13 protein-coding genes are annotated in these 21,395 nt (G+C 68.8%); 5 read left to right on the top strand and 8 right to left on the bottom strand.

The window, feature by feature from the left end; translation table 11 throughout:
• Nucleotides 1-24: 24 nt before the first annotated feature.
• Both OU996_RS08760 and OU996_RS08755 read right to left on the bottom strand, forming a co-directional pair.
• Nucleotides 25-1,743: a heparinase II/III family protein gene (locus OU996_RS08760; protein ID WP_267585212.1), complete on the bottom strand. Its 1,719-nt coding sequence runs from the start codon at nucleotides 1,741-1,743 to the stop codon at nucleotides 25-27.
• Nucleotides 1,744-1,917: 174 nt separating this feature from the next.
• Nucleotides 1,918-3,282: an RsmB/NOP family class I SAM-dependent RNA methyltransferase gene (locus tag OU996_RS08755; RefSeq protein ID WP_267585211.1), complete on the bottom strand. Its 1,365-nt coding sequence runs from the start codon at nucleotides 3,280-3,282 to the stop codon at nucleotides 1,918-1,920.
• A gap of 293 nt (nucleotides 3,283-3,575) precedes the next feature.
• On the opposite strand from OU996_RS08755, the gene OU996_RS08750 reads away from it, so the two are divergent.
• Entirely contained in the window at nucleotides 3,576-4,547 is a 972-nt protein-coding gene (locus tag OU996_RS08750; RefSeq protein WP_267585210.1) for a glucokinase, read from the top strand.
• A 6-nt stretch (nucleotides 4,548-4,553) separates the two neighbouring features.
• Here the strand turns inward: OU996_RS08750 and OU996_RS08745 are convergent, their stop codons facing one another.
• A complete protein-coding gene (locus OU996_RS08745) occupies nucleotides 4,554-5,336 on the bottom strand; it encodes an RluA family pseudouridine synthase (protein WP_267585209.1) in 783 nt (260 codons plus the stop codon).
• 214 nt (nucleotides 5,337-5,550) lie between these two features.
• Here OU996_RS08745 and OU996_RS08740 point away from each other — a divergent pair, with 214 nt between their 5' ends.
• Nucleotides 5,551-7,806 carry a serine protease gene (locus OU996_RS08740; RefSeq protein ID WP_267585208.1) on the top strand — a complete coding sequence of 752 codons (2,256 nt, stop codon included), beginning with the start codon at nucleotides 5,551-5,553 and terminating at the stop codon, nucleotides 7,804-7,806.
• 49 nt (nucleotides 7,807-7,855) lie between these two features.
• Here OU996_RS08740 and OU996_RS21380 read toward each other — a convergent pair whose 3' ends face one another.
• From OU996_RS21380 to OU996_RS08725, 3 genes are all read right to left on the bottom strand, one after another.
• Nucleotides 7,856-9,532, bottom strand: coding sequence for a patatin-like phospholipase family protein (locus tag OU996_RS21380; RefSeq protein WP_324290747.1), 1,677 nt, complete (start codon nucleotides 9,530-9,532; stop codon nucleotides 7,856-7,858).
• Between the two features lie 16 nt (nucleotides 9,533-9,548).
• Complete coding sequence (locus tag OU996_RS08730; protein WP_267585207.1) at nucleotides 9,549-10,334, bottom strand: 3-hydroxybutyrate dehydrogenase; 786 nt, start codon at nucleotides 10,332-10,334, stop codon at nucleotides 9,549-9,551.
• A 145-nt stretch (nucleotides 10,335-10,479) separates the two neighbouring features.
• Nucleotides 10,480-10,935 carry a hypothetical protein gene (locus OU996_RS08725; protein ID WP_267585206.1) on the bottom strand — a complete coding sequence of 152 codons (456 nt, stop codon included), beginning with the start codon at nucleotides 10,933-10,935 and terminating at the stop codon, nucleotides 10,480-10,482.
• Nucleotides 10,936-11,149: 214 nt separating this feature from the next.
• Here OU996_RS08725 and OU996_RS08720 point away from each other — a divergent pair, with 214 nt between their 5' ends.
• Both OU996_RS08720 and ispG read left to right on the top strand, forming a co-directional pair.
• Nucleotides 11,150-11,815: a Fur family transcriptional regulator gene (locus OU996_RS08720; protein WP_324290746.1), complete on the top strand. Its 666-nt coding sequence runs from the start codon at nucleotides 11,150-11,152 to the stop codon at nucleotides 11,813-11,815.
• Nucleotides 11,816-11,910: 95 nt separating this feature from the next.
• Entirely contained in the window at nucleotides 11,911-13,227 is a 1,317-nt protein-coding gene (gene ispG, locus OU996_RS08715; RefSeq protein WP_267585205.1) for a flavodoxin-dependent (E)-4-hydroxy-3-methylbut-2-enyl-diphosphate synthase, read from the top strand.
• A gap of 1,512 nt (nucleotides 13,228-14,739) precedes the next feature.
• Here ispG and bamA read toward each other — a convergent pair.
• On the bottom strand, nucleotides 14,740-17,202 hold the full coding sequence (bamA, locus tag OU996_RS08710) for an outer membrane protein assembly factor BamA (protein ID WP_267585204.1): 2,463 nt from the start codon (nucleotides 17,200-17,202) through the stop codon (nucleotides 14,740-14,742).
• Nucleotides 17,203-17,917: 715 nt separating this feature from the next.
• On the opposite strand from bamA, the gene OU996_RS08705 reads away from it, so the two are divergent.
• Nucleotides 17,918-18,883, top strand: coding sequence for a crotonase/enoyl-CoA hydratase family protein (locus tag OU996_RS08705; RefSeq protein WP_420712724.1), 966 nt, complete (start codon nucleotides 17,918-17,920; stop codon nucleotides 18,881-18,883).
• A gap of 42 nt (nucleotides 18,884-18,925) precedes the next feature.
• On the opposite strand, the gene OU996_RS08700 is transcribed toward OU996_RS08705, so the two are convergent.
• Nucleotides 18,926-21,376: a sensor histidine kinase gene (locus OU996_RS08700; RefSeq protein WP_267585203.1), complete on the bottom strand. Its 2,451-nt coding sequence runs from the start codon at nucleotides 21,374-21,376 to the stop codon at nucleotides 18,926-18,928.
• Nucleotides 21,377-21,395: the final 19 nt, after the last annotated feature.

Raw genomic sequence — 21,395 nt, 5'->3', positions numbered from 1 at the left:
GCCCTGCGTGCGCCGTAAGGCCGCCTATCCCCGCAACGCCTTCACCCGCACGAAGGTCCATTCGACGCGCGGCGCCTCACCGGCGCGCCCGGCAATGACGAGCTGTTCGGTGCGGCGCGGGCCGCCGCTGGCGGCAAAGACGATGCTCTCTTCGATCGCCACCGTGCAGTCCGGCGCGGTGAACGCCCAGTCGTCGCCATCCGGCAGTTTGAGGATCACCGTATGCCCGTCCGCCGCGCGCGAGGGCTGCACGAGCGGGTGCAGGTGGAAGCGCAGCGCGTAATGGTCGCGCCCGCCGCCCGGCAGGCTTTCACCTTCGACCGGGCGGAACAGATCCTCGCCATCGAGCCGCGCGCCATCCGGCGACAGCCGCCAGGAGCGCTGGTGAATAATGCCGAAGCGCCGCGCATAGCCGTCATGGCTCGCCCGCAGCACCTCCGCCCCGCCGCGCTCCATCCGGTCGACATGAAGCTGCGCCGGCCCGTCCAGCACCGGCGTGCCGCAGATGCGGCGCAGCAGCCCGCTGGCGACAAAGCGGCAGGAGGAGGTCTCCTCGATCACGGCGGTGGAATGCGCCGCCGTCTGACGGGCGATGGGGCGCCACTCGTCCCGACTAATGGCCGGCATGCCGCAATTGATGACGAGGCGGTTGCGCCCCGCCGACATCTCGAAGGCGAGGCACCCGGCATGGGCCTCATGGCTCAGCGGCGGGGGCGGCGGCGCGCCGGTGTCGGCGATGAGGATCGTCCCGGCCGCTTCCATGCGCTGATAGCCGGAATAGGGCGCGTTGGAGAGCGGGCGTCCGCGCGCATCGTCATAGGCGAGCACGGTGGCGAGCCAGTCCGCCGGGGTCGGGCCCATGCCGTTGAAATGGGCGAAGGCGCCGTCGCCATGGCGGAAGAAGCGCAGCATCGGCATCATCCGGTCGATGGCGTTGAGCAGCGCGGGCGGCGGTGGCAGATGGCGCGCGCCATAGCACTGGCGCAGCGGCAGTAGGTCGAGCAGCAGGTCGATCAGCAGGCCGGGATTGCGCGTCGCCGGTCCGCCATCGGCGAGCACGAGACGGTCCAGCTCCTCCACCAGCCGCTTCTGCGCGCTGCGCATCAGCTTGGGCTGGTCGGCCATGCACAGGCTGGCAAAGGCGAGAGCCAGCGCGCAGGCAAGACGCGGGCGCCCGTCGCGGGCCTGCGCCCCGGCGCCCTTCACATAGCGCACCTGCGCGGTGAGGCTGCGGATGAAGCGGCGGTGAAAGGCGGCGTCGGCATCCTGCAGGATCAGCGGCGCCTGGGTGAGCCAGCTGATGACGCGGCGCGCGGCGACCTCCGGCAGGGTGGCCGCCGGCAGGCGGTGGCAGCTCAGCGAAATCCAGTCGCCGACCAGCGCGCGGGCATTGGCGCGGGCGATCGGCGTGCCAGCGGCCTGCATGTGGCGCAGCCAGCCAAAGCCCATCAGCTCCTCCGCCCATTCGCGCGAGGGCGGCTCGATCTCGAAGGGCGAGAGGCCGTCGGTCAGCACCGCCTTGCCGGCAAAGGCGAAGCGGCCGGAATAGAACTCGGCGGCGCGGGTGGGGTCGCCGGTGCGCAGATCATGCGGGGCGAGCAGAAGCCGCGCCGGCACCGGCACGGAACGCGACCGCCACGGGTACCAGCGCTGGGTGAGCGCCCAGGCCCGCAGGCGCCGCCAGCCGGATTCGGCGATGAACCCCGCCAGACGCGCGCGGTCCGCATAGACCTCGCGGGCCATCAGCGCCTCGTCCCCCTGCTGTGCCTCAAGAGCCGCCTGTCCCCTCAGCTATCCGGTTGGTGCGGGCGAGGAGCAGCCGAATCGCGGATGATTCCCGCGCCGGCCGACGCCCCCGTCGGGGCGCGACATTACCCGAGCGAACGGGAAGGTCCAGCCGCGCCCTCTTCCGTAGCGTCACACCGTGCGGCGCAGGCGGGCGGCGAAGAAGCCGTCGAGCCCGGCCCGGCGCGGATCCTCGTCCGGCAGATGGGTGGGCAGCGTGCGCACCTCGCCCGCCGCGTTGATCCACTCGGCCGCGATGCCCGCCTCGCCGGGCGTCACCGGCACGCGCTCGAAATCGGCGCGCGCGGCGAGCAGCGCCTCGATCTGGCGCTCGCCCTCCTCCGGCTCCAGCGAGCAGGTGGAATAGACCAGCAGCCCGCCCGGCTTCACCAGCCCGGCGGCATTGGCGAGGATGCGGGCCTGCAGCGCACTGAGGCTGGCAATGTCACCCGGCGCCTTCGACCAGGCGACATCGGGGTGGCGGCGGATCGTGCCTGTGGCCGAACAGGGCGCGTCGATCAGCACGCCGTCGAACTCCCCACCCTTCCAACTCGCCGCATCGGCCTCGACGACCTCCGCCACGAGGCCCAGCCGGTCGAGATTCTCCGTGAGCCGCTTCAGCCGCGGGGCGGCGCGGTCGACCGCCACCACCTGCGCGCCGGTGGCGGCGAGCTGCGCGGTCTTGCCGCCCGGTGCGGCACAGAGATCCGCCACGCGCTGGCCCGGCCCGGCCCTCAGCAGCCGCGCCGGCAAAGCGGCGGCGGCGTCCTGCACCCACCAGGCGCCCTCGGCGAAGCCCGGCAAAGCGGTGACATTGCCGGCCTCGATGAGGCGGATGGTGCCGGTCGGCAGCAGCGTGCCGCCGAGCTTTTCCGCCCATGCGGCGGCATCGGCGCGGGGCGTCAGATCGAGCCCCGCCTCCTGCGCCAGCGCGCGGGAAATCGCCTGCGCGGCGGGGGCGCCATAGGCGCTCGTCCAGCCCTCGATCATCCAGAGCGGCTGGTCGGCGACATCGGGCAGCGCGGCGCGGCCCTCGCGGGCGATCCGCCGCAGCACGGCGTTGACCAGCCCCTTGAAGCCGGCGGTCGCCGCGCTCTCGCCGGCGAGATCGACGCCGGTGGAAACCGCCGCATGGTCCGGCACGTCCATGAACAGAATCTGCGCCGCGCTGATCAGCAGGATGGTCTCGACCCGCCCCGCCTTCTCCGGCAGGCCGCGCTCCAGCGTGGAACGCACCAGCGCGCCGAGGCTGCCGAGCCGGCGCAGCGTGGTCGCGGCGATCATGCGGGCGAGCGAACGGTCGCGGTCGTCGAGGTCGCGCGTCAGCCGCTCCAGCGCCTCTTCCAGCGGGCGCCCCTTCTCCAGCACGGCATCGACCGCATCCGCCGCCGCGCGGCGCACGGCAAGACCGGGGGAGCCGCCGGGCGAACCGCCGGAGGTGGAGCGGGCGGGACCGGAGCGGGCGGGGCGGCGCGGGGCGCTGGGTGTATCGTTCATCGCCAAGCCACTAGGCCGGCGCGGGCGCGAACGCAACCGTCGCACCCCCTCGCCGGCCCGCACGGGTGCATCGTGCCGCACCGCGCGGCGTGAACCGGACGCCGCCCCCACGACTTGTGGGAAGGCGGGCCGGCTACCCCTCCCCCTTCGTCGCGCCCCTTGCGGGCCTTGTCGAAGGGCCCGAGATTGGTTCCTATCGGGCCACCTCGGAGCGGCCGGCCCGGCGAGTCGGTCCGGCCTCGCCGGCCGGCTCATCGGCTCGTGTCGGACAAGCGTGGATTGGCATCGGATTTATGGCCCACCTGATACTCATTGCCGACATTGGCGGCACCTCGTCCCGGCTGGCCCTCGCGGGCGTCGATGGCATCCCGACCGACATCCAGATCCACCGCAACGACAGCTTCACGGGCTTCGAGGCGATGATCGAGGCGGACCTTGCCACGCGCGACCCGGCGGTGGTCGCCGCCATTGGCGGGGCGGTGCTGGCGGTGGCGGGCCCGGCGGATGCGGAATTCGTCAAGCTCACCAACCGCGACTGGTCCTTCTCCAAGCGCGCCATCCGCCGCTATTTCGGCTGGCAGAAATTCGCCGCGGTGAATGATTTCGAGGCGCTGGCGCATGGTGTCACCGCGCTCGGCACGGGCGATCTCATCCCGGTCGGCGAGGGTCTGTCCGAGCCGCGCGGCCCGGTGCTGATCTGCGGTCCCGGCACCGGCTTCGGTGTCGCCGGCCTCATCCAGTCCGGCCGCCTACCGGCGGTCATCACCGGCGAGGGCGGACGCTCCCGGCTCGGCGCCACGGACGCCGAGGAAGCGCGCCTGCTCGCTCATATGGTCGGCGAGCTTGGCCCGGTCGTGGTCGAGCACGCGCTGTCAGGCTCGGGTCTTGCCCGCATCCACCGCATCTCCACCGGCGAGGCGATCGCGCCCGAGGCCGTGATCGCCGCCGCCGGGCGGGGCGATGATGGCGCGCTCGCCACCTGCAACCTGTTCCTGCGCATCTTCGGCCGCATCGCCGGCGACCTCGCCCTCACCTTCAACGCGCGCGGCGGCGTCTTCCTCGCCGGCGGCGTCTCGGCCGGGCTCGCGCCCTTTTTCGCCGCCTCGCCCTTCCGCGAAGCGTTCGAGGAGCACCCGCCGCATGAGGCACGGCTCGCCGGCATGGCGGTGAACATCATCACTCACCCCACCCCCGGCCTCATCGGCTGCGGCCAGCTCGGCGCCCGCATGGCGCGCAGCCTGAAGCCCGGCCTGCATCTCGTCTGACGAGGTTCAGCGCGGCGAGAAGGTGATCCCGTCCGCCGCCGCTTCCAGCGCGGCGGGGTCCATGCCCGCCTGCTCCAGCGTCGCGCGCATATGGGCGGGCAGCGCCGCCCGGGCCTCGACGGGATCGCGGCCCTTGTTCTGCGGCACCACCACGCGGCGGGCATGCAGATGCAGGATCGGCCCGCCCGGCAGGCGCGAACCACCGCCATAGATGGGATCACCGAGGATCGGGTGGCCGATGGCGTCGAGATGCACGCGCAGCTGGTGCGTGCGCCCGGTGAGCGGGGAAAGCGCCAGCACGGCAAAACCCTCGCCCGCCGCCAGCATCTGCCATTCGCTGATGGCGTCCTGCCCCTTCGGGTCCACCGCCATCCACCAGCCGCGCGTCGGCGAACGCTTGGCGAGCTTGAGCTCGATCCGCCCGCGCGGCTCACCCGGCACGCCGCGCACCACCGCCATATAGGTCTTGCGCACCGAGCCATCGGCGAAGGCCTTGCCGAGATCGGCCAGCGCCTTGCGGTGTCGGCCAAGCACGAGGCAGCCCGAGGTGTCCTTGTCGAGCCGGTGGGCGAGTTCGGGCGCGTTGGGCAGGCCGAAGCTGAGCGCGCCGAGGTAATCGGCCAGCGTCTCCCCGCCCTTCGGCCCCTTGTGGACGGCGAGCCCTGCCGGCTTGTCGATGATGAGCATCATCCCGTCCCGGTGCAGCACGCGGGCGGTGATGTCGAACGCCGCCGGGGCGGCCGATGCCGACGGATTGGGGGCGGAGAAAAGGGGGGCGCGTGCGCTCATGCTCCCTCAACACCACAAAGCGGCCGGCCCGTCGAGAGGCGGGCGGGCGCGACTGATTGACGAAGAGTAAAGAAAGCAAGGCGCGCGGGTTGCACATCACCGGGCCAGAAATCATACTCAGGCACCGCCAAGCAGCTGGGGGGCAGCGATGAACGGGACGTGGAACCTCGGGCGTGCGCGTGTCGATCCGAGCTCCCACCCGCGGAGACGGGGCGTGCCTGCCGTTCTTCTCTGCACCAGCCTCCTGCTGGTGCCGGTGACCGACGCTCACGGGGGTGACGTCGGCGCTGCACTTGCCGGCGGGGCGGTGGGCTTTGCGCTGGGGGTGATGACCGGCAACGCCATGGCGCGCAACCCCGGCCAGCCCGCCAACCGCCGCACCAAGCCGCCGAAGCCAGCGCCGGTCGTCGTCGACCAGACCACGGTCAACATCCAGACCGCCTTGAAATTTTTCACCTTTTACAATGGCGCCGTGGACGGGAAGAACGGCCCGGGCACGCGGCGCGCCGTGGCCGCCTTCCAGAAGACGCTGGATGTCGAGCCGACAGGCACGCTGACGCAGGTCCAATATGACGTGCTGATGCAGGCCTATGCCGAGACCAAGGGGACCGCCGGTCCGGGCGGCAACGTGCCGCGCAGCGACCCCGGCGTCGACCAGCTCTTCGCCGCCATTTCACGCACGCCGGATGACGGCACGCCCGCACAAGCCGCGGTAGCCGGTCCCGTTGCGGCCGTTCCCGCTGTCGGTCCCGCGCTGGCGGGGACACCGGCGGCGGGCTCCACCACGCCATCCCCCGCCCCCATACTGGCCGCGCTCACTCCCGCCGATACCGCGGGGGAGACGCCGGAGCTGGCCTATAATGACGTCTGCATCGGCCGCCGTGCCGTGAAGAAGGCCGGCACGCCGGAGAGCGAAGCGGCATTGCGGGCTCATTTCTGCCGCAGCTTCGCAATCGCGACCGAGGCCGGCAATGCGGCCATCGAATCGGCCGGCGACGTGAATGTGGAGCTGCTGCTGGCCCAGTGCGGCAAGGTCCGCGACGCCGTGGCGGGCATGGCGGGCGATCTGGCCGAGGCCGACCCGGCTGCCACCATCGGCGATCTCGGCACCCGCTACGGGGCGCTGTCGGAAACGGTGAAGGCCAAGGCGATGCAGGACTTCCTCGCCTGCACCGGCGTCGGCCTCAACGAACGCGACGCCGGCATCGTCAATGCCGCGGCCCTGGCGTTGGCCGCCCTCGGCCGCCCCGCCTATGGCGAATTCATTGCGGCCTCTCTCGCCCTCGGCCTGGGCGAGCCACGCGATGGCGAAGCGGCCGAGCAGTGGTACCGCTATCTGGCCGGCCTCACCGTCGATCAGCCGGCAGCTCCTCCCCCCGCCCTCCTGCCGGATCTGCTCGCCGCGTCCCCCGACGCAGCAAGCGCCGATACCGCAACGCAAGACGCCTCGACCAAAACCGCGGCGGGACCGGCCGAAGCGCCGGGCGACGCGCCGGTGGCGCTGGCCCTGACAATGGCGGACATCGCCGCTTTCGCCGGCATTGCCGATGCGCTGGGGCGCCCGGACCGGGTGCAGGTCGCCGCCGCGACGGAGGCGACGCTGATCCCGCAGCTCGATACGCCGGCGGCGCCCGAGACCATCGTGGCGACTCCCGGACCCTCCGCCCCCGAGAAGCCGGCCGCGGCGCCGGCGTCCGAGGTTGCCGCGCTTGCCGGCGGAACCTCGGCGGCAAGCGTCCCGCTGCGCAGGACGCTCAGCAATGCCGAGATCGCCAGCCTGATCAAGGATTCCATCGTCTCCGTCTACGATCCGGCGAGCGGCAATTCGGGCACCGGCTTCCTGATTGGAACCGGCTACATCCTGACCAACGCGCATGTTGTCATGGACGCCAAGCGCGTGGTGGTCGCCAGCCGGCGCTACGGCGTGCGGGCGGCCAATGTTGTCGGTATCGGCATGACCGACAAAGGGGTCGGCATTGATGCCGCCGTCCTCGAAACCGTGAACTGGACGGCGGACCGGTATCTGAATTTCAACCCGACCGTCCGCGAGGGCGAGCCGGTGGCGATTGGCGGTTTCCCCGGCCGCGCCTCGCAGGTGGACCGCTCCTCCGAGCGCTTCTTCGAGATCATCAGCCAGAATCGTATTCCCGGCATCGACGACATTCCGGCGCCGAAATTTGATTTCGGGCATGTCCAATCTGTGTTCGTGGACAGCAAGACCGGCCTGCGCAACATTCAGGAAGGGCTGGAAACCTCGGGCGGCAATTCCGGCTCTCCCGTCACCAATGCCTGTGGCGACGTGGTCGGGCTGCATTATGCCGGCTCACAGGCGGTGCTGAATGTCGCGGGCGGCAAGGCGCGCGGCGACACCTCGAAATTCAATTACGCGATCGCCACCGATGAGGTTCTGAAGTTCCTCAAGTCGATCAACATCCGTCATTCCGACGCCGCCGGTCCCTGCGACGGATAAAGAAAGCGAACCCGATCGGATGTCGAGGACATCCGATCGGGCTCAGGGCCTAGCTGCGCCGCAGCTCGTCGCTCACATCGAGCGTCGAGCGCACGCCGATATCGTCGAAGTGGCGGGCGAGGAAGACATCCGCCGCCTCGCGGCCGATCTCCTTGAGATAGACGAGGAACTCCCATTCCGCGTTCATCTTGGTGGAAGCATCGAGCGCCACCAGCTTCTCCGCCCCGTCAATGCGGTGCAGCCGCAGGTCGCGATAGCCGTCGATGCCGTCGCCCTTCTTCTTCAGGCTGCCATGCTTGAGCAGACGGGTGACGAATTCGGCCGCGCGCAGCTGCGCCAGCAGCGAGGCGTTGAAGGTGATCTCGTTCATCCGGTTGCTGATGTCGCGCGCCGTCTTCGGCGTCTCGCGGCGGATGATCGGGTTGATCTGCACGAGCAGAATGTCGTCGGTCTTCACCGCGTTATAGAATGGGTAGAGCGCCGGATTGCCCATATAGCCGCCATCCCAATAGGGCACGCCGTCGATCTCCACCGCCTGGAACATGAAGGGCAGGCAGGCCGAGGCCATAATGGCCTCCGGCGTCAGCTCGTGCCGGGCGAAGATGCGGGCCTTGCCGGTATGGACATTGGTGGCGCTGACGAAGACATGCACATGCCGGCAGGATTGCAGCGCCGGAAAATCCACATGCCGCTCGATCAGCTCCATCAGCGGGTTGATGTTGAGCGGGTTGAAATCATAGGGCGACAGGAACCGGCTCATCATGTCGAAGGCGATGTAGCTCGGGTTGCTGTTGAGCGACCAGTTGCCCATCAGCCGGTCGAGCAGCGTGCGCTGGAGCGGGCTGGTGCGCCCGTCCTTGGAGACATCGCGCCAATAGGCCTCGAGCGCCCGGCGCCCGCCCTCATTGCCGTCCTTGGCGAGGCCGGTCGCCAGCACGGCGGCGTTCATCGCCCCGGCGCTGGTGCCGGAAATGCCTTCGACGGCGATGCGGCCATCCTCCAGCAGCCGGTCGAGCACGCCCCAGGTGAAGGCGCCATGCGCGCCGCCGCCCTGCAGCGCGAGGTTCAAGGGCTTCAGCGCCGCCGCGCCGGGCTTGTGCGGATGGGGCTCGGGCGCATCAGCGGCGCCCTTCACCACAGCGGGGCCGGCGGGTGTCGACAGCGCCCCCGCTGCCGCCTCGGCGGTCGCCGTTTTGGGCGCGGGTTTGGTGTCGCTCTTGGTGTCAGCGTCAGTCGACGCCGCCTTGGCGGCAGGTTTGGCGACCGCCTTGGGCGATTTGGCGGACGGCGTGGCGGAGACCTTGGCCTTGCCGCGCGACGGGGCCGGCTTGCGGGTCTGGGCGTCTCCCGTGGGGGGAGCCGCCACCGTCTCCGCCGGCGCCGCCTTCGCCGCCGCCCGTCGGGCGGGAGCGGGCTTGGCATCCGGCGTGGTCGCGGCGGGCGGGGTGGCGGCGGGCGCTGCCACCGGGGTCGCGGCCACCGCCGATGACTTGGCTACCGGCTTGGCTACCGGTTTGGCGGCCGGTTTGGCGCGCGTCTCGGAAGCCACTTTGGGAGCCGCCTTGGCAGCCACCTTGGGCGTCGTCGCGGGTGCGCGCACGGCCGCGGCGGGTGCCGCTGTCACGGGAGCCTGCGCAGGCGCGGTCTCGCGGGTGGGCGCCGTCGTGCCGGCGCGGCGGGCGGAGGTGGCGCGGCGAGCCCGCGCGGGCTTGTTATCTTCGGCCACGCCGCGATCCTCCCGCCTACTCGGCGACCCAGCCGCCGTCGATCTGCTGCAGCGAGCCGGTGATGGAGCGCGCCGCGTCGGAGGCGAGGAACACGGCGAGCGCCGCCACTTCCTCCACCGTGACGAATTCCTTGGTCGGCTGCGCGGCGAGCAGCACGTCCTTCTTCACCTGCTCCTCGGTCATGCCGCGCGCCTTGGCGGTGTCGGGGATCTGCTTCTCGACGAGCGGCGTCCACACATAGCCCGGGCAGATGGCGTTGGCGGTGATGCCGAAGGTCGCCGTCTCCAGCGCCACCGTCTTGGTCAGGCCGGCAATGCCGTGCTTGGCCGAGACATAGGCCGCCTTATAGGGCGAGGCGACCAGCGCATGGGCCGAGGCGGTGTTGATGATGCGGCCCCATTTGCGCGCCTTCATGCCCGGCACGGCGGCCTTGATGGCGTGGAAGGCGGCCGAGAGGTTCAGCGCGATGATGAGATCCCACTTGTCGTCCGGGAATTCCTCGATCGGCGCGACATGCTGCACGCCGGCATTGTTCACGAGGATATCGACCGAGCCGAGCTCCGTCTCGGCGAACGCCACCAGCGCGGCGCATTCGGAGCCCTTGGTGAGATCGGCGCCGGAATAGATCGCCTTCACCCCGAACTCGCTCTCGATGCCCGCGCGCTCCGTCTCGATCGCCGCCGCATCGCCAAAGCCGTTCAGCGTGACATTGACGCCCTCGGCGGCGAGGCCACGGGCAATGGCGAGGCCGATGCCGCTGGTGGAGCCGGTGATGACGGCGTTCTTACCCTTCAAGGACATAGGCGCTTCCCCATTCTGTGACCGGACGGGCGGCACGGGCCGCCCGTCGCACTCTACGCATTCGGCATGACGTTTCGTCAGGCCCTTCCCGGACGATGGTGCGCCGCGAAAACCGCCGACGCAACCGCCTGTTTACCGGAAGCCATCACGGCTTGAGGCAGACCGCCACCACCTGCTTCACCTGATGCTCGCATTCGACGACGGTCTTGCCGCCATCCTCGGCGAAGGAAGCGATGTGCTGGAAGCCGCGCTGCGGGTTGAGGCAGTAGCCGCCGATGACGCTCTCGCCCGTGTCGCAGCTGGCGACGCAGCCCGCCGCCGGGCAATCGCTCGCCCGCACCGCGATCTGCGCCGAGCCGGGCGTGCCCGCAGCGCCCGCGGGACCAGCCGGGCCGGCAGGGCCCGCCACGCCCGCCGCACCAGCGGGACCGGCAGGACCGGGCGCGCCCGCAGGACCAGCGGGACCGGCCGGGCCCGCCACACCCGGCGCACCGGCATCGCCCTTGGCCCCGGCCGGGCCGGGCGGACCCGCAGGCCCCTCGAAACAGGCCGCCAGCGGCAGCGCGAGAGCAACGACGAGAAGAAGTTTGAACGAGCGCATGAAACCCCCAATGGTTAAGCCCAGCGGCCCATCCTGCGACGGCGCAGGAAGCCGCTCAAGCCGGTAGTTTGGTGTGGCGCCCGCGCCAGAGAATCCGAGATGCGATGGCGGGGCGCGCCATCCCCACCTGCCGCGTGCCGATGACAGACGCGCGACGTGATTCACACATCGCCCCCTCATGGTGGCGGACGGCGCGAGGGACTATATTGGGGCCATGACGGTTCATTCCCCGCACGACGACGCCCCGCACGACGACGCCCCGCACGACGACGCGCCGCGCCCCGCCGATCCGCATGGCGACGGCCACGGGCACGGCCATGACCATGGCCATCACCATGGTCACGGTGCCGCGCCCGAGGCGGGCCATGACCATGACCACGCCGCCTGCGTCGCCGGCGCGATGGCGCGGTTCGAGCAGGCCTGCGCCAGGAGCGGGGCGCGGCTGACCCCGCTGCGCCGGCGCGTGCTGGAACAGCTCGCCGACAGCCATGTGCCGCTCGGCGCCTATGAGCTGGTGGAGCGGCTCGGCATCGCCGGCGACAAGCCCCCGCCCATGTCGGTCTATCGCGCGCTGGATTTCCTCGTCGCGCAGGGCCTCGCCCATCGCATCGAGAGCCGCAACGCCTATCTCGCCTGCGGCCGGGCGCATGGACCGGACGATGTCATCGTCTTCCTCATCTGCGAGAGCTGCGGGCTCACCTCCGAGGTCGCCTCGCACGCCATTGGCCGCGATCTCGCCTGGGCCACGCGCGCCGCCGGCTTTGCCCCGCGCACCCCGGTTCTGGAAATCGCCGGCACCTGCGCGCGCTGCCGCGACGTGGCGGCGAACACGCCGGACGCGACCGCCAGCGGGACCGCCTCCCCGCTCGCCACACCTTGATGGCGCGGCCTGTTGACGGCCCGCGCGGGCCGGCTTAACCCGATATTCCATGAGGCGCCGGGCCCGGCGGCCCTTGTCGAAGCGAGAGCGAAGCGATGACCGACCCGATGGCCGAAACGCTGGCCACCATCGTCGCGCCGGAGCTGGAGGCTGCCGGCCCCGCGCCGCGCCGCCAGACCGTCGCGGTGAAGGTCGGGTCGATCACGGTGGGCGGCGGCGCCCCGGTCGTTGTCCAGTCCATGACCAATACCGACACGGCCGATGCCGAAGGCACCGCCCGTCAGGTCGCCGCGCTCGCCCGCGCCGGTTCGGAAGTGGTGCGCATCACGGTGGACCGCGAGGAATCAGCCCTGGCCGTTCCGGCCATCAAGGAGCGCCTCCTGAAGATGGGGCTCGATACCCCGCTGGTCGGCGACTTCCACTATAATGGCCACCTTCTGCTGACCAAGTACCCGGACTGCGCGGCGGCGCTCGACAAGTACCGCATCAATCCCGGCAATGTCGGCTTCGGGCAGAAGCGCGACCGGCACTTCACCACCATCGTCGAGCAGGCGATCAAGCACGACAAGCCGGTGCGCATTGGCGCAAACTGGGGCTCGCTCGACGAGGATCTGCTCACCGAACTGATGGACCAGAACGCCCGCCTGCCCCGCCCGGCGCAGGCCCGCGCGGTGACGCGCGAGGCGCTGGTGCGCTCGGCCCTGCTCTCGGCCGCGCTCGCCGAGGAGATCGGCCTGCCGAAGAACCGCATCATCCTCTCCGCCAAGGTCTCGGCGGTGCAGGATCTCATCACCGTCTACGCCGAGCTCGCCCGCCGCTCGGACTATGCGCTGCATCTCGGCCTCACCGAGGCGGGCATGGGCTCGAAGGGCATCGTCGCCTCCGCCGCATCGATGGGCGTGCTGCTGCAGCAGGGCATCGGCGACACGATCCGCGTCTCGCTCACCCCCGAGCCCGGCGGCGACCGCACCCGCGAGGTGACGGTGGCGCAGGAAATGCTCCAGACCATGGGCCTGCGCACCTTCGTGCCGCTGGTCGCCGCCTGCCCGGGCTGCGGGCGCACCACCTCCACCACTTTCCAGGAGCTCGCCTTCGAGGTGCAGGATTTCATCCGCACCTCCATGCCCGGCTGGAAGACGCGCTATCCCGGCGTCGAGACGCTGAACGTCGCGGTGATGGGCTGCATCGTCAACGGGCCCGGGGAATCCAAGCACGCCGATATCGGCATCTCGCTGCCCGGCACCGGCGAATTCCCCACCGCCCCGGTCTATCTCGACGGCAAGAAGGCGATGACCCTGCGCGGCCCGACGCTGCGCGAGGACTTCAAGAAGATCGTCGAGGACTATGTCGAACGCCGGTTTGGCGTCGGCAGCCGCGCCACGCCCACCGAGGGCGTCGACGCGGCGGAGTGAGAAGGGGCGCTGCCCCGCGCGACGTCACGCCTCCCGCGCACCGTCATGGCCGGACTTGATCCGGCCATCCACGACGTCCCTTCCGTCGCGCCCAGCCCAAGTCGTGGATCCCCGGGTCAAGCCCGGGGATGACGGCGGGAAGGTGGGACGCGCGGGACGGGAAAGGCACCCAACCTCGGGCGCGGCGCCGCCACCCCGCACACCGTCATGGCCGGACTTGATCCGGCCATCCACGTCTTACCTCCCGTCGCGCCCGGCTGAAGTCATGGATCCCCGGGTCAAGCCCGGGGATGACGGCGGGAAGGTGGGACGCGCGGGACGGGAAAGGCACCCAACCTCGGGCGACGCCGCACTCCCTCACACCGTCATGGCCGGACTTGATCCGGCCATCCACGTCTTACCTCCCGTCGCGCCCGGCTGAAGTCGTGGATCCCCGGGCTGATCCCCGGATCAAGTCCGGGGACGGGGATGACGGCGTGAGGGCGGGACGCGCGGGGACGGAACGGGTACCCAACCTCGGGGGCGACGCCGCCACCCTTAACGACGTCATGGCCGGACTTGATCCGGCCATCCACGACTTGGCTCGCCGCGCACGGCCCCAAGTCGTGGATCCCCGGATCAAGTCCGGGGATGACGGCGTTCTGGGAGGGCGACCGCGTGAGCATGACGGCACGCGATCCCGGATCGGCCTTTGGCCGTCCGGGTTGACGCTTCACAAAGATGCCGTCATCCCGGCCGGAGGCGAAGCCGGAGAGCCGGGATCGTCATCCGTTGGAGTGCCTGCGGCGTGGCGACAGAGCTTCCTAGGAAAATAAACCTAGACATTCACCCCAATCTCCGTCATCCTGCCCGCACCTGTCCTCACCGAGGGGTGCGTCCGGAGCGGCCGGCGTGGGGGATGGGGGCGGTGGCGGCGTCGGCGGGAGTAACGCACCCGGCGGCGTCGCGGCCCAAGTCGGGTGTTCCCGTGCGGCGTAGCGCCGTTCACGGGCGGGATGCTACGCGCTTTTTGGCGCGTGGGCGCCGCCTTCAGTGGAGGATAGCAAGTCTGACTCCTCCAGGGGCCATTCGGAGCAAGCCATAAAACACCGCGTGCGGGGCGCCGGGTCGGCGTTTCGGTTGGCTGAGTGAAGGCTTGCACCACCTTTCAAAACAAAGGTGCAGGCGGCCGCCGTTGGCGTCCGCCCCGGTGCCCCGCGCGCCCCTCAAGGGCGGATGGGAACGGTGCAGAGCCCCGGCCGCGACAGCGGCGCGGGGGTTTTGGTGCGGGCGGTGAGGGTGCGGGCGTGAGGGTCTCGCTTTCGACAAGCCCAAAGCAGGCTCCGCGTAGCGCGGAAGGCGTTCCCCTCCCTCACGACGTCATGGCCGGACTTGATCCGGCCATCCACGTCTTCTCTTCCGTCGTGCCCGGCCGAAGTCGTGGATCCCCGGGTCAAGCCCGGGGATGACGGTGTGAGGGCGGGAGGACCGGGGGAGAGGTGGGGATGATGACGTTCTTGGGCGGCGGCCCGCCTAGAACTTGGTGCCGCCGCTGAAGCGGAAAGCCTGCGTCTGGTCGTAATCTTCCTTGGTCAGCACCCACGCATAATCGAAGCGCAGCGGGCCGAAGGGCGACTTCCAGATCAGGCTGACACCGACCGAGGAGCGGATCGAGTCGCTGTCCGCCACGCAGACATTGTTATAGCCCTTGGTCTTGGAGCCGGCGATGGCCGAGCAGTCCGTCAGGCTGTCCTGCCAGCCGGAGACATTCTCGAAGGTCGTTCCGCCCTGATAGTCCCACATCGAGCCGGCATCGGCGAACACGGCAGCCGTCAGGCCCATTTCCTTCGGCATGAAGGTGAGCGGGAACTGCATCTCGGCCGAGGCGCCCCAATAGACCGTGCCGCCCAGCGCATCGGCGTCGGAGCTGTCGCACACGCCGTCGCTGCAGCCCGAGGCGAGGTCGCGGGGTCCGATGCCGTTCGACTTGAAGCCGCGCACCAGATCCGGGCCCTTGAAGAAATTGTCGAGGATGCGCAGATCCTCGCCGCCCCACGAGGCGATGTTGCCGCCCTGGCCACGCACCATGAAGGTGACGTCGCCATAGACCGGGAAATAAAACCGCGAGTCGAAGGTCGAGCGGATATAATTCACATCGCCGCCCAGCCCGGCCATATCCTGCTTGAACTCCAGCAGATAGCCGTTCGAAGGGCCGTTATTGTTGTCGAGCATGTTGTAGGTGAGCGTGTAGCCGATGGCCGAGGTGATGGCCGGATCGCCGTTCACCTCCAGCAGCGCCCAGGACGGCGTGCCGTAATCCTCGATCGTGTCTTCGTCGATCGTGATCTCTTTCTGATACAGGCTGTAGCGCAGGCCGAGGGTGAACTCGTCCGTGAGCGGCAGGGCCGCGCGCAGCGTGCCGCCGACCGTGCTCGTGTCATAGGGGCTGGTCGAGGTCGCGGTCGTCTCCTTCCAGTAGAGGTCGAAGCCGGCGGCGACGCGGGAATCGAGGAAATACGGTTCGGTGAAATTGAAATCGAGCCCCTGCGTGTCCTCGCCCAGCGAGCCCGCTATGCGGACATATTGACCGCGACCGAGGAAGTTCTTCTCCGACACCGCAACCTCGCCGATGAACCCGTCGGAGGTCGAATAGCCCCCGGAGATGGAGAACTCGCCCGTGGGCTGGTCCTCGACCTGCACGACCAGAACCACCCGATCCGGGGCTGTGCCGGGTTCATTCGTGATCTTCACGTCCTTGAAGTAGCCGAGGTTGCGCAGGCGGCGTTCGGCGCGGTCGATCAGCACGCGGTTATAGGCATCGCCTTCCGCCAGATCGAACTCGCGACGGATGACCCAGTCGCGGGTGCGGGTGTTGCCGCGGATCTCGATGCGCTCAATATAGACGCGCGGGCCCTCCTCGACGGCGAAGACCAGCGAGATTGTGCGGGTCTGCACGTCGCGGTCGCCGCGCGGGCGCACCTGGGCGAAGGCATAGCCGCTCTTCGACACCTCGATCGTGGCGTTCTCGACCGACTTCTCGACCAGCTCGGCGTTGTAGACCTGACCCTTCTGCACGCGCAGCGCCGCGCGGATGCGGGCCGGATCGACGTCCTTGATGTTGGAGACGACATCCACCGTGCCGACGCGGTACTGCGGACCCTCGTCGATGACATAGGTCAGGATGAAGCCGTTCTTGCCGCGGTCGAGATCCGCCGTCACCGAGACGATGCGGAAATCGGCATAGCCGTGACGCAGGTAGAACCGGCGCAGCAGCTCCTGGTCGGAATTGATGCGATCGACATCATAGACGTCGGTGTTCTTGATCCAGGACAGCCAGTTGGTCTCGGTCGTGGTCAGCTCTTCCTTGAGCTTGTACTCGGAGAAGGCCTTGTTACCGACGAAGACGATGCCGGCGACGCCGAGCTTCTCGCCCTCGGTGATCTCGAAGACGAGGTCGACACGGCCCTGCCCGCGCTCGATGGTCTTCGGCACGACCTTCACGTCGTAGCGGCCCGAGCGGCGGTAGAGTTCGATGATGCGCTGGGTGTCGGCCTGCACCGTGGTCTTGGAGAACGGCGCGCGGGCCTTGGACTGAACCTCGCTGGCGAGCTGCTCGTCCTTGATCTTGCGATTGCCCTCAAACGCCACGCGGTTGATGACCTCGTTCTCGGTCACGCGCACCACGAGGCGATTGCCGCTGCGGCTGACATTGACGTCCGAAAAAAGGCCGGTCGCGTAGAGCGCCTTCAGCCCCTCGTCGATCTTGGCCGGCGTCAGCGCCTCGCCCGGCTTCGACGCGAAATAGGAGCGGATCGTCTCCGAATCCACACGCTGATTACCCTCAACGACGATGGAGGAGGCCTCTTGCGTCGGCCCAGCCGCCGCGTATAGTCGCGCCTGCGCGGCATCCCCTATCGTATAGAATAAAACGGCGACCAGTATGATGAGCAATGCGTGAATTAATCTTGCGCCAAGTCCCTGGTCGTTACACGTCATATTACACCACTCAGCGCCGATTTATTTCATGACCCCGGCGCGATCGAGCCGTCCGAGACGGCAAAATCCCCGGGGCTTTCGTCCGTCGCACGATAATCGACCGATTTCAGGCTATTTTACTGCGCATACGTGTCCGAGCATTTCGCTTATGTATTATTTTGATATGACACATGACGCTGCATGCCACTGCGACGCATACGCGTCACTATGACTGGCCTTATTTGCTTCTCGGAAGGGTGACTGGGGCGCTGTTCGACGGGTGAAGTCATGGGTCAGCGCCCCAGCCGAGCCTGATGAAGTTGCGCTAACATCAGGTGACAATGTTCTAGCTCAGAATGACTGAGTGTGGTGTTACAAGTTACTTCTGCGGGGTTTCCATAGATCGCATAATCAGGCGATGAGTCGGGCCGCGTGGCCGAACCGAACATTGCCGCTGCGTCATTTCGCAAGCGCCTTGCTGCAGAGCGCGGGCCACGCCTGGTGGCTGCCGCTGCTTAGAAGAGCCCGCTACCTTTGGATCCAACTGTCCAAGTTGTTATCGGTGTTCTTTGCGCCGCCTAAGTTGTAATGAGTATCAATGTCAACAAATTGCAGCCATTGACTGAATAACTTCTGGCTCTCGGGCGCCGCGCCACGCCTAATGGAAGGTGAACTGCCCGGGCGCCGCCACGCGCCGGGTAGGGCTTCCTCACCTCACCCACCATGGAGCGAGATCGTGTCCCTGATTGCCCTGAATCATGTCGCCGGCGCGGTTGACGTCACCGCCCTTCCCGCCACCCACGCCCAAGAAGAGGCCGTTCAAGCCATACATGGCAACGGCTATGCTAACCTTCGCCTCAGCATCGATACGGTGAACTCGATTTGCTGGACGTTCATGCGACCGGTTGGAAAGCCGTCCTATACGCATGAACTGATGCACGACATCAGTTGCCTGCAGGGGGCCATCACCCGCAGCTTCGCCGATCTCCCGGACCCGGCGGCGGCCCCCTTCTCCTGGTTCGTCATGGCCTCGGACGTGCCCGGCATTTACAATCTCGGCGGCGATCTCGGGCATTTCGCCGCGCGGATCCGCACCCGCGACCTCGCGGCGATGCGCCATTATGGGCATGTCGCCGTCACCGCCATTCACCGCAATGCGGTGGCCTTCGACAGCCCCGTCGTCACCATGGCGCTGGTGCAGGGCGACGCGCTGGGAGGCGGCTTCGAGCATGCGCTGTCCTTCGACCTGATCGTGGCCGAACGCAGCGCCAAGATGGGCCTGCCGGAAATCCTGTTCAACATGTTCCCCGGCATGGGCGCCTACAGCTTCCTGTCGCGGCGTATGGACCGGGCAAAGGCGGAAGCGCTCATTCTCTCCGGCCGGGTCCATACCGCCGAGGAACTGCACGCCATGGGCGTGGTCGACGTGCTCGCCGAGGACGGGCAAGGCCAGCAGGCGGCGATGGACTACATTGCGCGCCACAGCCGCAAGCATAACGCGCACCTCGCCGTCTACCGGGCACGTCGCCGGGTGAACCCGGTGACGCTGGCGGAGCTGATCGACGTGGTCGACATCTGGGCCGAGGCCGCCCTGAACCTGACCGAGGCCGATCTGCGGAAGATGGACCGGCTCTGCGCCGCCCAGAATAAGCGGCTTGCCGGGCTTCAGTCGCCCATGCCGCTGCTGACGGCCGCCGAGTGACACGCCACCTGCCCCTGGCGGCTCTGGGGCCGCCGGGGGCGTCTATCCCGCATTCTTCAGGCGCACCGAACAGGCCCGCATCGCCACGCGGGTGCGGGCCAACTGATGTTGCGCCAGACGATCAAGGTCGTCGGCGCGGGCGCGAAGCTCATCCCCGCGCAGGTCGCGCCAGGGCTGACACAGGGCGCTGAGGGCCAGCGCGCCGACATTGGCGGAGCTGCTTTGCAGCGCATGCGCCTCGTTGCGGAAACCGATCACATCGCCCCGCCGGGCCGTGGCGGTGAGCCTCCCGATGATGGCCTGCGCATCCTCGAGATAATCCTCCATCAGCTCGGCCGCGAAATGCGGCCCGCCGAGGCGGCACAGGCTCTCAATGGCCTCGTCATCCAGCGGCCGCAGCGGGCTGTCGAGATAGGCGAGACTTCCCCCATTCTCCCGCAGCGGCGCCGGGGCATCACCGGCCCGCGCGCGGCGGTCGATCATCGCCAGAAGAACACCCGGCTCCACCGGCTTGATCAGACAGTCATCCATGCCGGCATCGCGCCACCGGCTGTCACCGAGCGCGGTAGCGTCCGCCGTGAGGCCGACGATGGGCAGGCGATTATCGCCGGTCGACATCATCCGGTAGAGCTTGCTGGCTTCCAGCCCGTCCATGTCGGGCATGTTGAAGTCCATCAGCACCAGATCGAACGCGTCGGCATCATCCGAGAGAAGGTCGAGCGCCTGCTCGCCGGTTTCCGCCACGCGCACCTTGTGGCCGGCGCCCTCCAGAATGCGCTGGAAAACACGCTGGTTGACGCGGTTGTCGTCCACCAAAAGGAGCTGGCAGGCGAGGCGGGGCACCGGCGGGGCCGGTTCGGCCTCAAGTGACGCGGCCACGCCAAGGCGGCGGGCCAGTCTCAATGCGCGCTGCACCTCATGGACGGGCGCTCCCACATCGAGCACGCTCGCATAAAGCCGGCGCAGCTCCAGCGGCGGCAGTCCCGGCTCGGATGCGGGCCGAACGAGCACGGGCGGCGGGGAGTTGGCGGGAGGCGCCGGCAAAGCAAGGTTGCGCGTGTCCGGTTCATACAGAAGCCGGACAGCGCCCGCCGCCTGTGGGGAGAACATCCGGGCCGGCCCGAGCCGGAGATCGGCGATCACGGGCGGCAGATCGAGTTCACTCAGAGTGTCGAGCAGCGGGGCGAGCGGGGCGGTATCACGGCAGACCAGAACGGGAGGGGCATCCCGTGTGGCATGGGCCGCGTCGAGGATGGCGCCGTCGATTGGCACTTCCAGTCGAAACGTGCTCCCGACGCCCGGCTCGCTGTCCACGGAGATGATGCCCCCCATGAGGGCGACTAGCCGGCGGGTGATCGCGAGGCCGAGGCCGGTGCCGCCGAAACGGTTGAGGATGCTGGCATCGGCCTGGGTGAAGTCCTCGAAGATCCGCTCCTGATCGGCGCGGGCGATGCCGATCCCTGTGTCGCTGACCTCGATAATGAGGGTCAGCCGGCCGTTCTCCCGAGGCTCGGTGTCGACGGCGATGGTCACGCCGCCCTTCTCGGTGAATTTCACCGCATTGCCGGCGAGGTTGAGCAACACTTCATGCAGGTGCTGGCGGCTGCCGACGAGATCGAGCGGCGTGCGCGGCGTCACATGAAGGTTGAAGCTTAGTCCGCGCTCGCGCGCCTGCCCCTCGACCAGCCGGCGGGCGTCGACCAGCAGCGCGACGAGATCGAAGGCTGCATGCGGAACCGGCATGCGCCCGGCCTCGATGCGGGAGAGATCGAGCAGCCCGTCGATGAGGGTCCGCAGGGAACGGGTCGCGACATCGACGGTGTCGACCATCTCGCGCTGATCCCGCGCCAGCGGCGTTCCGCGGAGCAGGCCGGTCATGCCGACGATGGCGGTGAGCGGGGTGCGCAGCTCATGGCTGACGCTCGCCAGGAACAGACTCTTGGCCTGGCTCGCCTCCTCCGCCACCTTGGTCGCCGTCGACAATTTGCGGATGAGGGTTCCGGCATAGGCCGGCAGAATGACAAGGCCGACTAGCAGACCGAGGGACAGGTGCCACTGGTCCCGCCAGAACGGCGTGGTCCACATGACCGTCGCGAAGCTGAGCACGGCAACGGGTATCGCCGTCAGGAGGGCGGCAACACCGAAGCGGAAGCCGTTGCCGAAGATGACCCAGAGATAGATCGGGTAGAACAGCGCAGCAACCTCGCCGCCCAGATGCAGCTGCCAGCCGAGAAACCCGCAATCCAGCAGCAGCGCGAACACCCGCCGCGCCCGCGATATGGCAGGGCGGATGAGGATGTGGCCGAGGACACCGAGCGCCAGCACGATGTACAGCGCCATCACCCGCAGCGACTCATGGACGTCGCTGGTCGTGCTGTTCACCGCCAGAACGATGACGATGATGAAGGCAAAGATGAGCCGGTTGAAGCTCATCTCGTGCTCGCTGTCCGCGCGGTTGCGCAGGCGGCTCGCGATCCAGTGAATCGGTGACATCAGGCGGCGCTGGAGCGGG

The sequence above is a fragment of the Ancylobacter sp. SL191 genome (assembly GCF_026625645.1).
In the GTDB taxonomy this organism is placed as follows: Bacteria; Pseudomonadota; Alphaproteobacteria; order Rhizobiales; family Xanthobacteraceae; genus Ancylobacter.
This window is presented reverse-complemented; position numbering and strand designations above follow the sequence as displayed.

Bases quoted from the DNA above. Each gene is read 5' to 3' on its own strand.
- OU996_RS08755 (WP_267585211.1), bottom strand. From the start codon at position 3,282: ATGAACGATACACCCAGCGCCCCGCGCCGCCCCGCCCGCTCCGGTCCC.
- OU996_RS08730 (WP_267585207.1), bottom strand. From the start codon at position 10,334: ATGTCCTTGAAGGGTAAGAACGCCGTCATCACCGGCTCCACCAGCGGC.
- OU996_RS08700 (WP_267585203.1), bottom strand. From the start codon at position 21,376: ATGTCACCGATTCACTGGATCGCGAGCCGCCTGCGCAACCGCGCGGAC.
- OU996_RS08760 (WP_267585212.1), bottom strand. From the start codon at position 1,743: ATGGCCCGCGAGGTCTATGCGGACCGCGCGCGTCTGGCGGGGTTCATC.
- OU996_RS08750 (WP_267585210.1), top strand. From the start codon at position 3,576: ATGGCCCACCTGATACTCATTGCCGACATTGGCGGCACCTCGTCCCGG.
- bamA (WP_267585204.1), bottom strand. From the start codon at position 17,202: ATGACGTGTAACGACCAGGGACTTGGCGCAAGATTAATTCACGCATTG.
- OU996_RS08725 (WP_267585206.1), bottom strand. From the start codon at position 10,935: ATGCGCTCGTTCAAACTTCTTCTCGTCGTTGCTCTCGCGCTGCCGCTG.
- OU996_RS08720 (WP_324290746.1), top strand. From the start codon at position 11,150: ATGACGGTTCATTCCCCGCACGACGACGCCCCGCACGACGACGCCCCG.
- OU996_RS08745 (WP_267585209.1), bottom strand. From the start codon at position 5,336: ATGAGCGCACGCGCCCCCCTTTTCTCCGCCCCCAATCCGTCGGCATCG.
- ispG (WP_267585205.1), top strand. From the start codon at position 11,911: ATGACCGACCCGATGGCCGAAACGCTGGCCACCATCGTCGCGCCGGAG.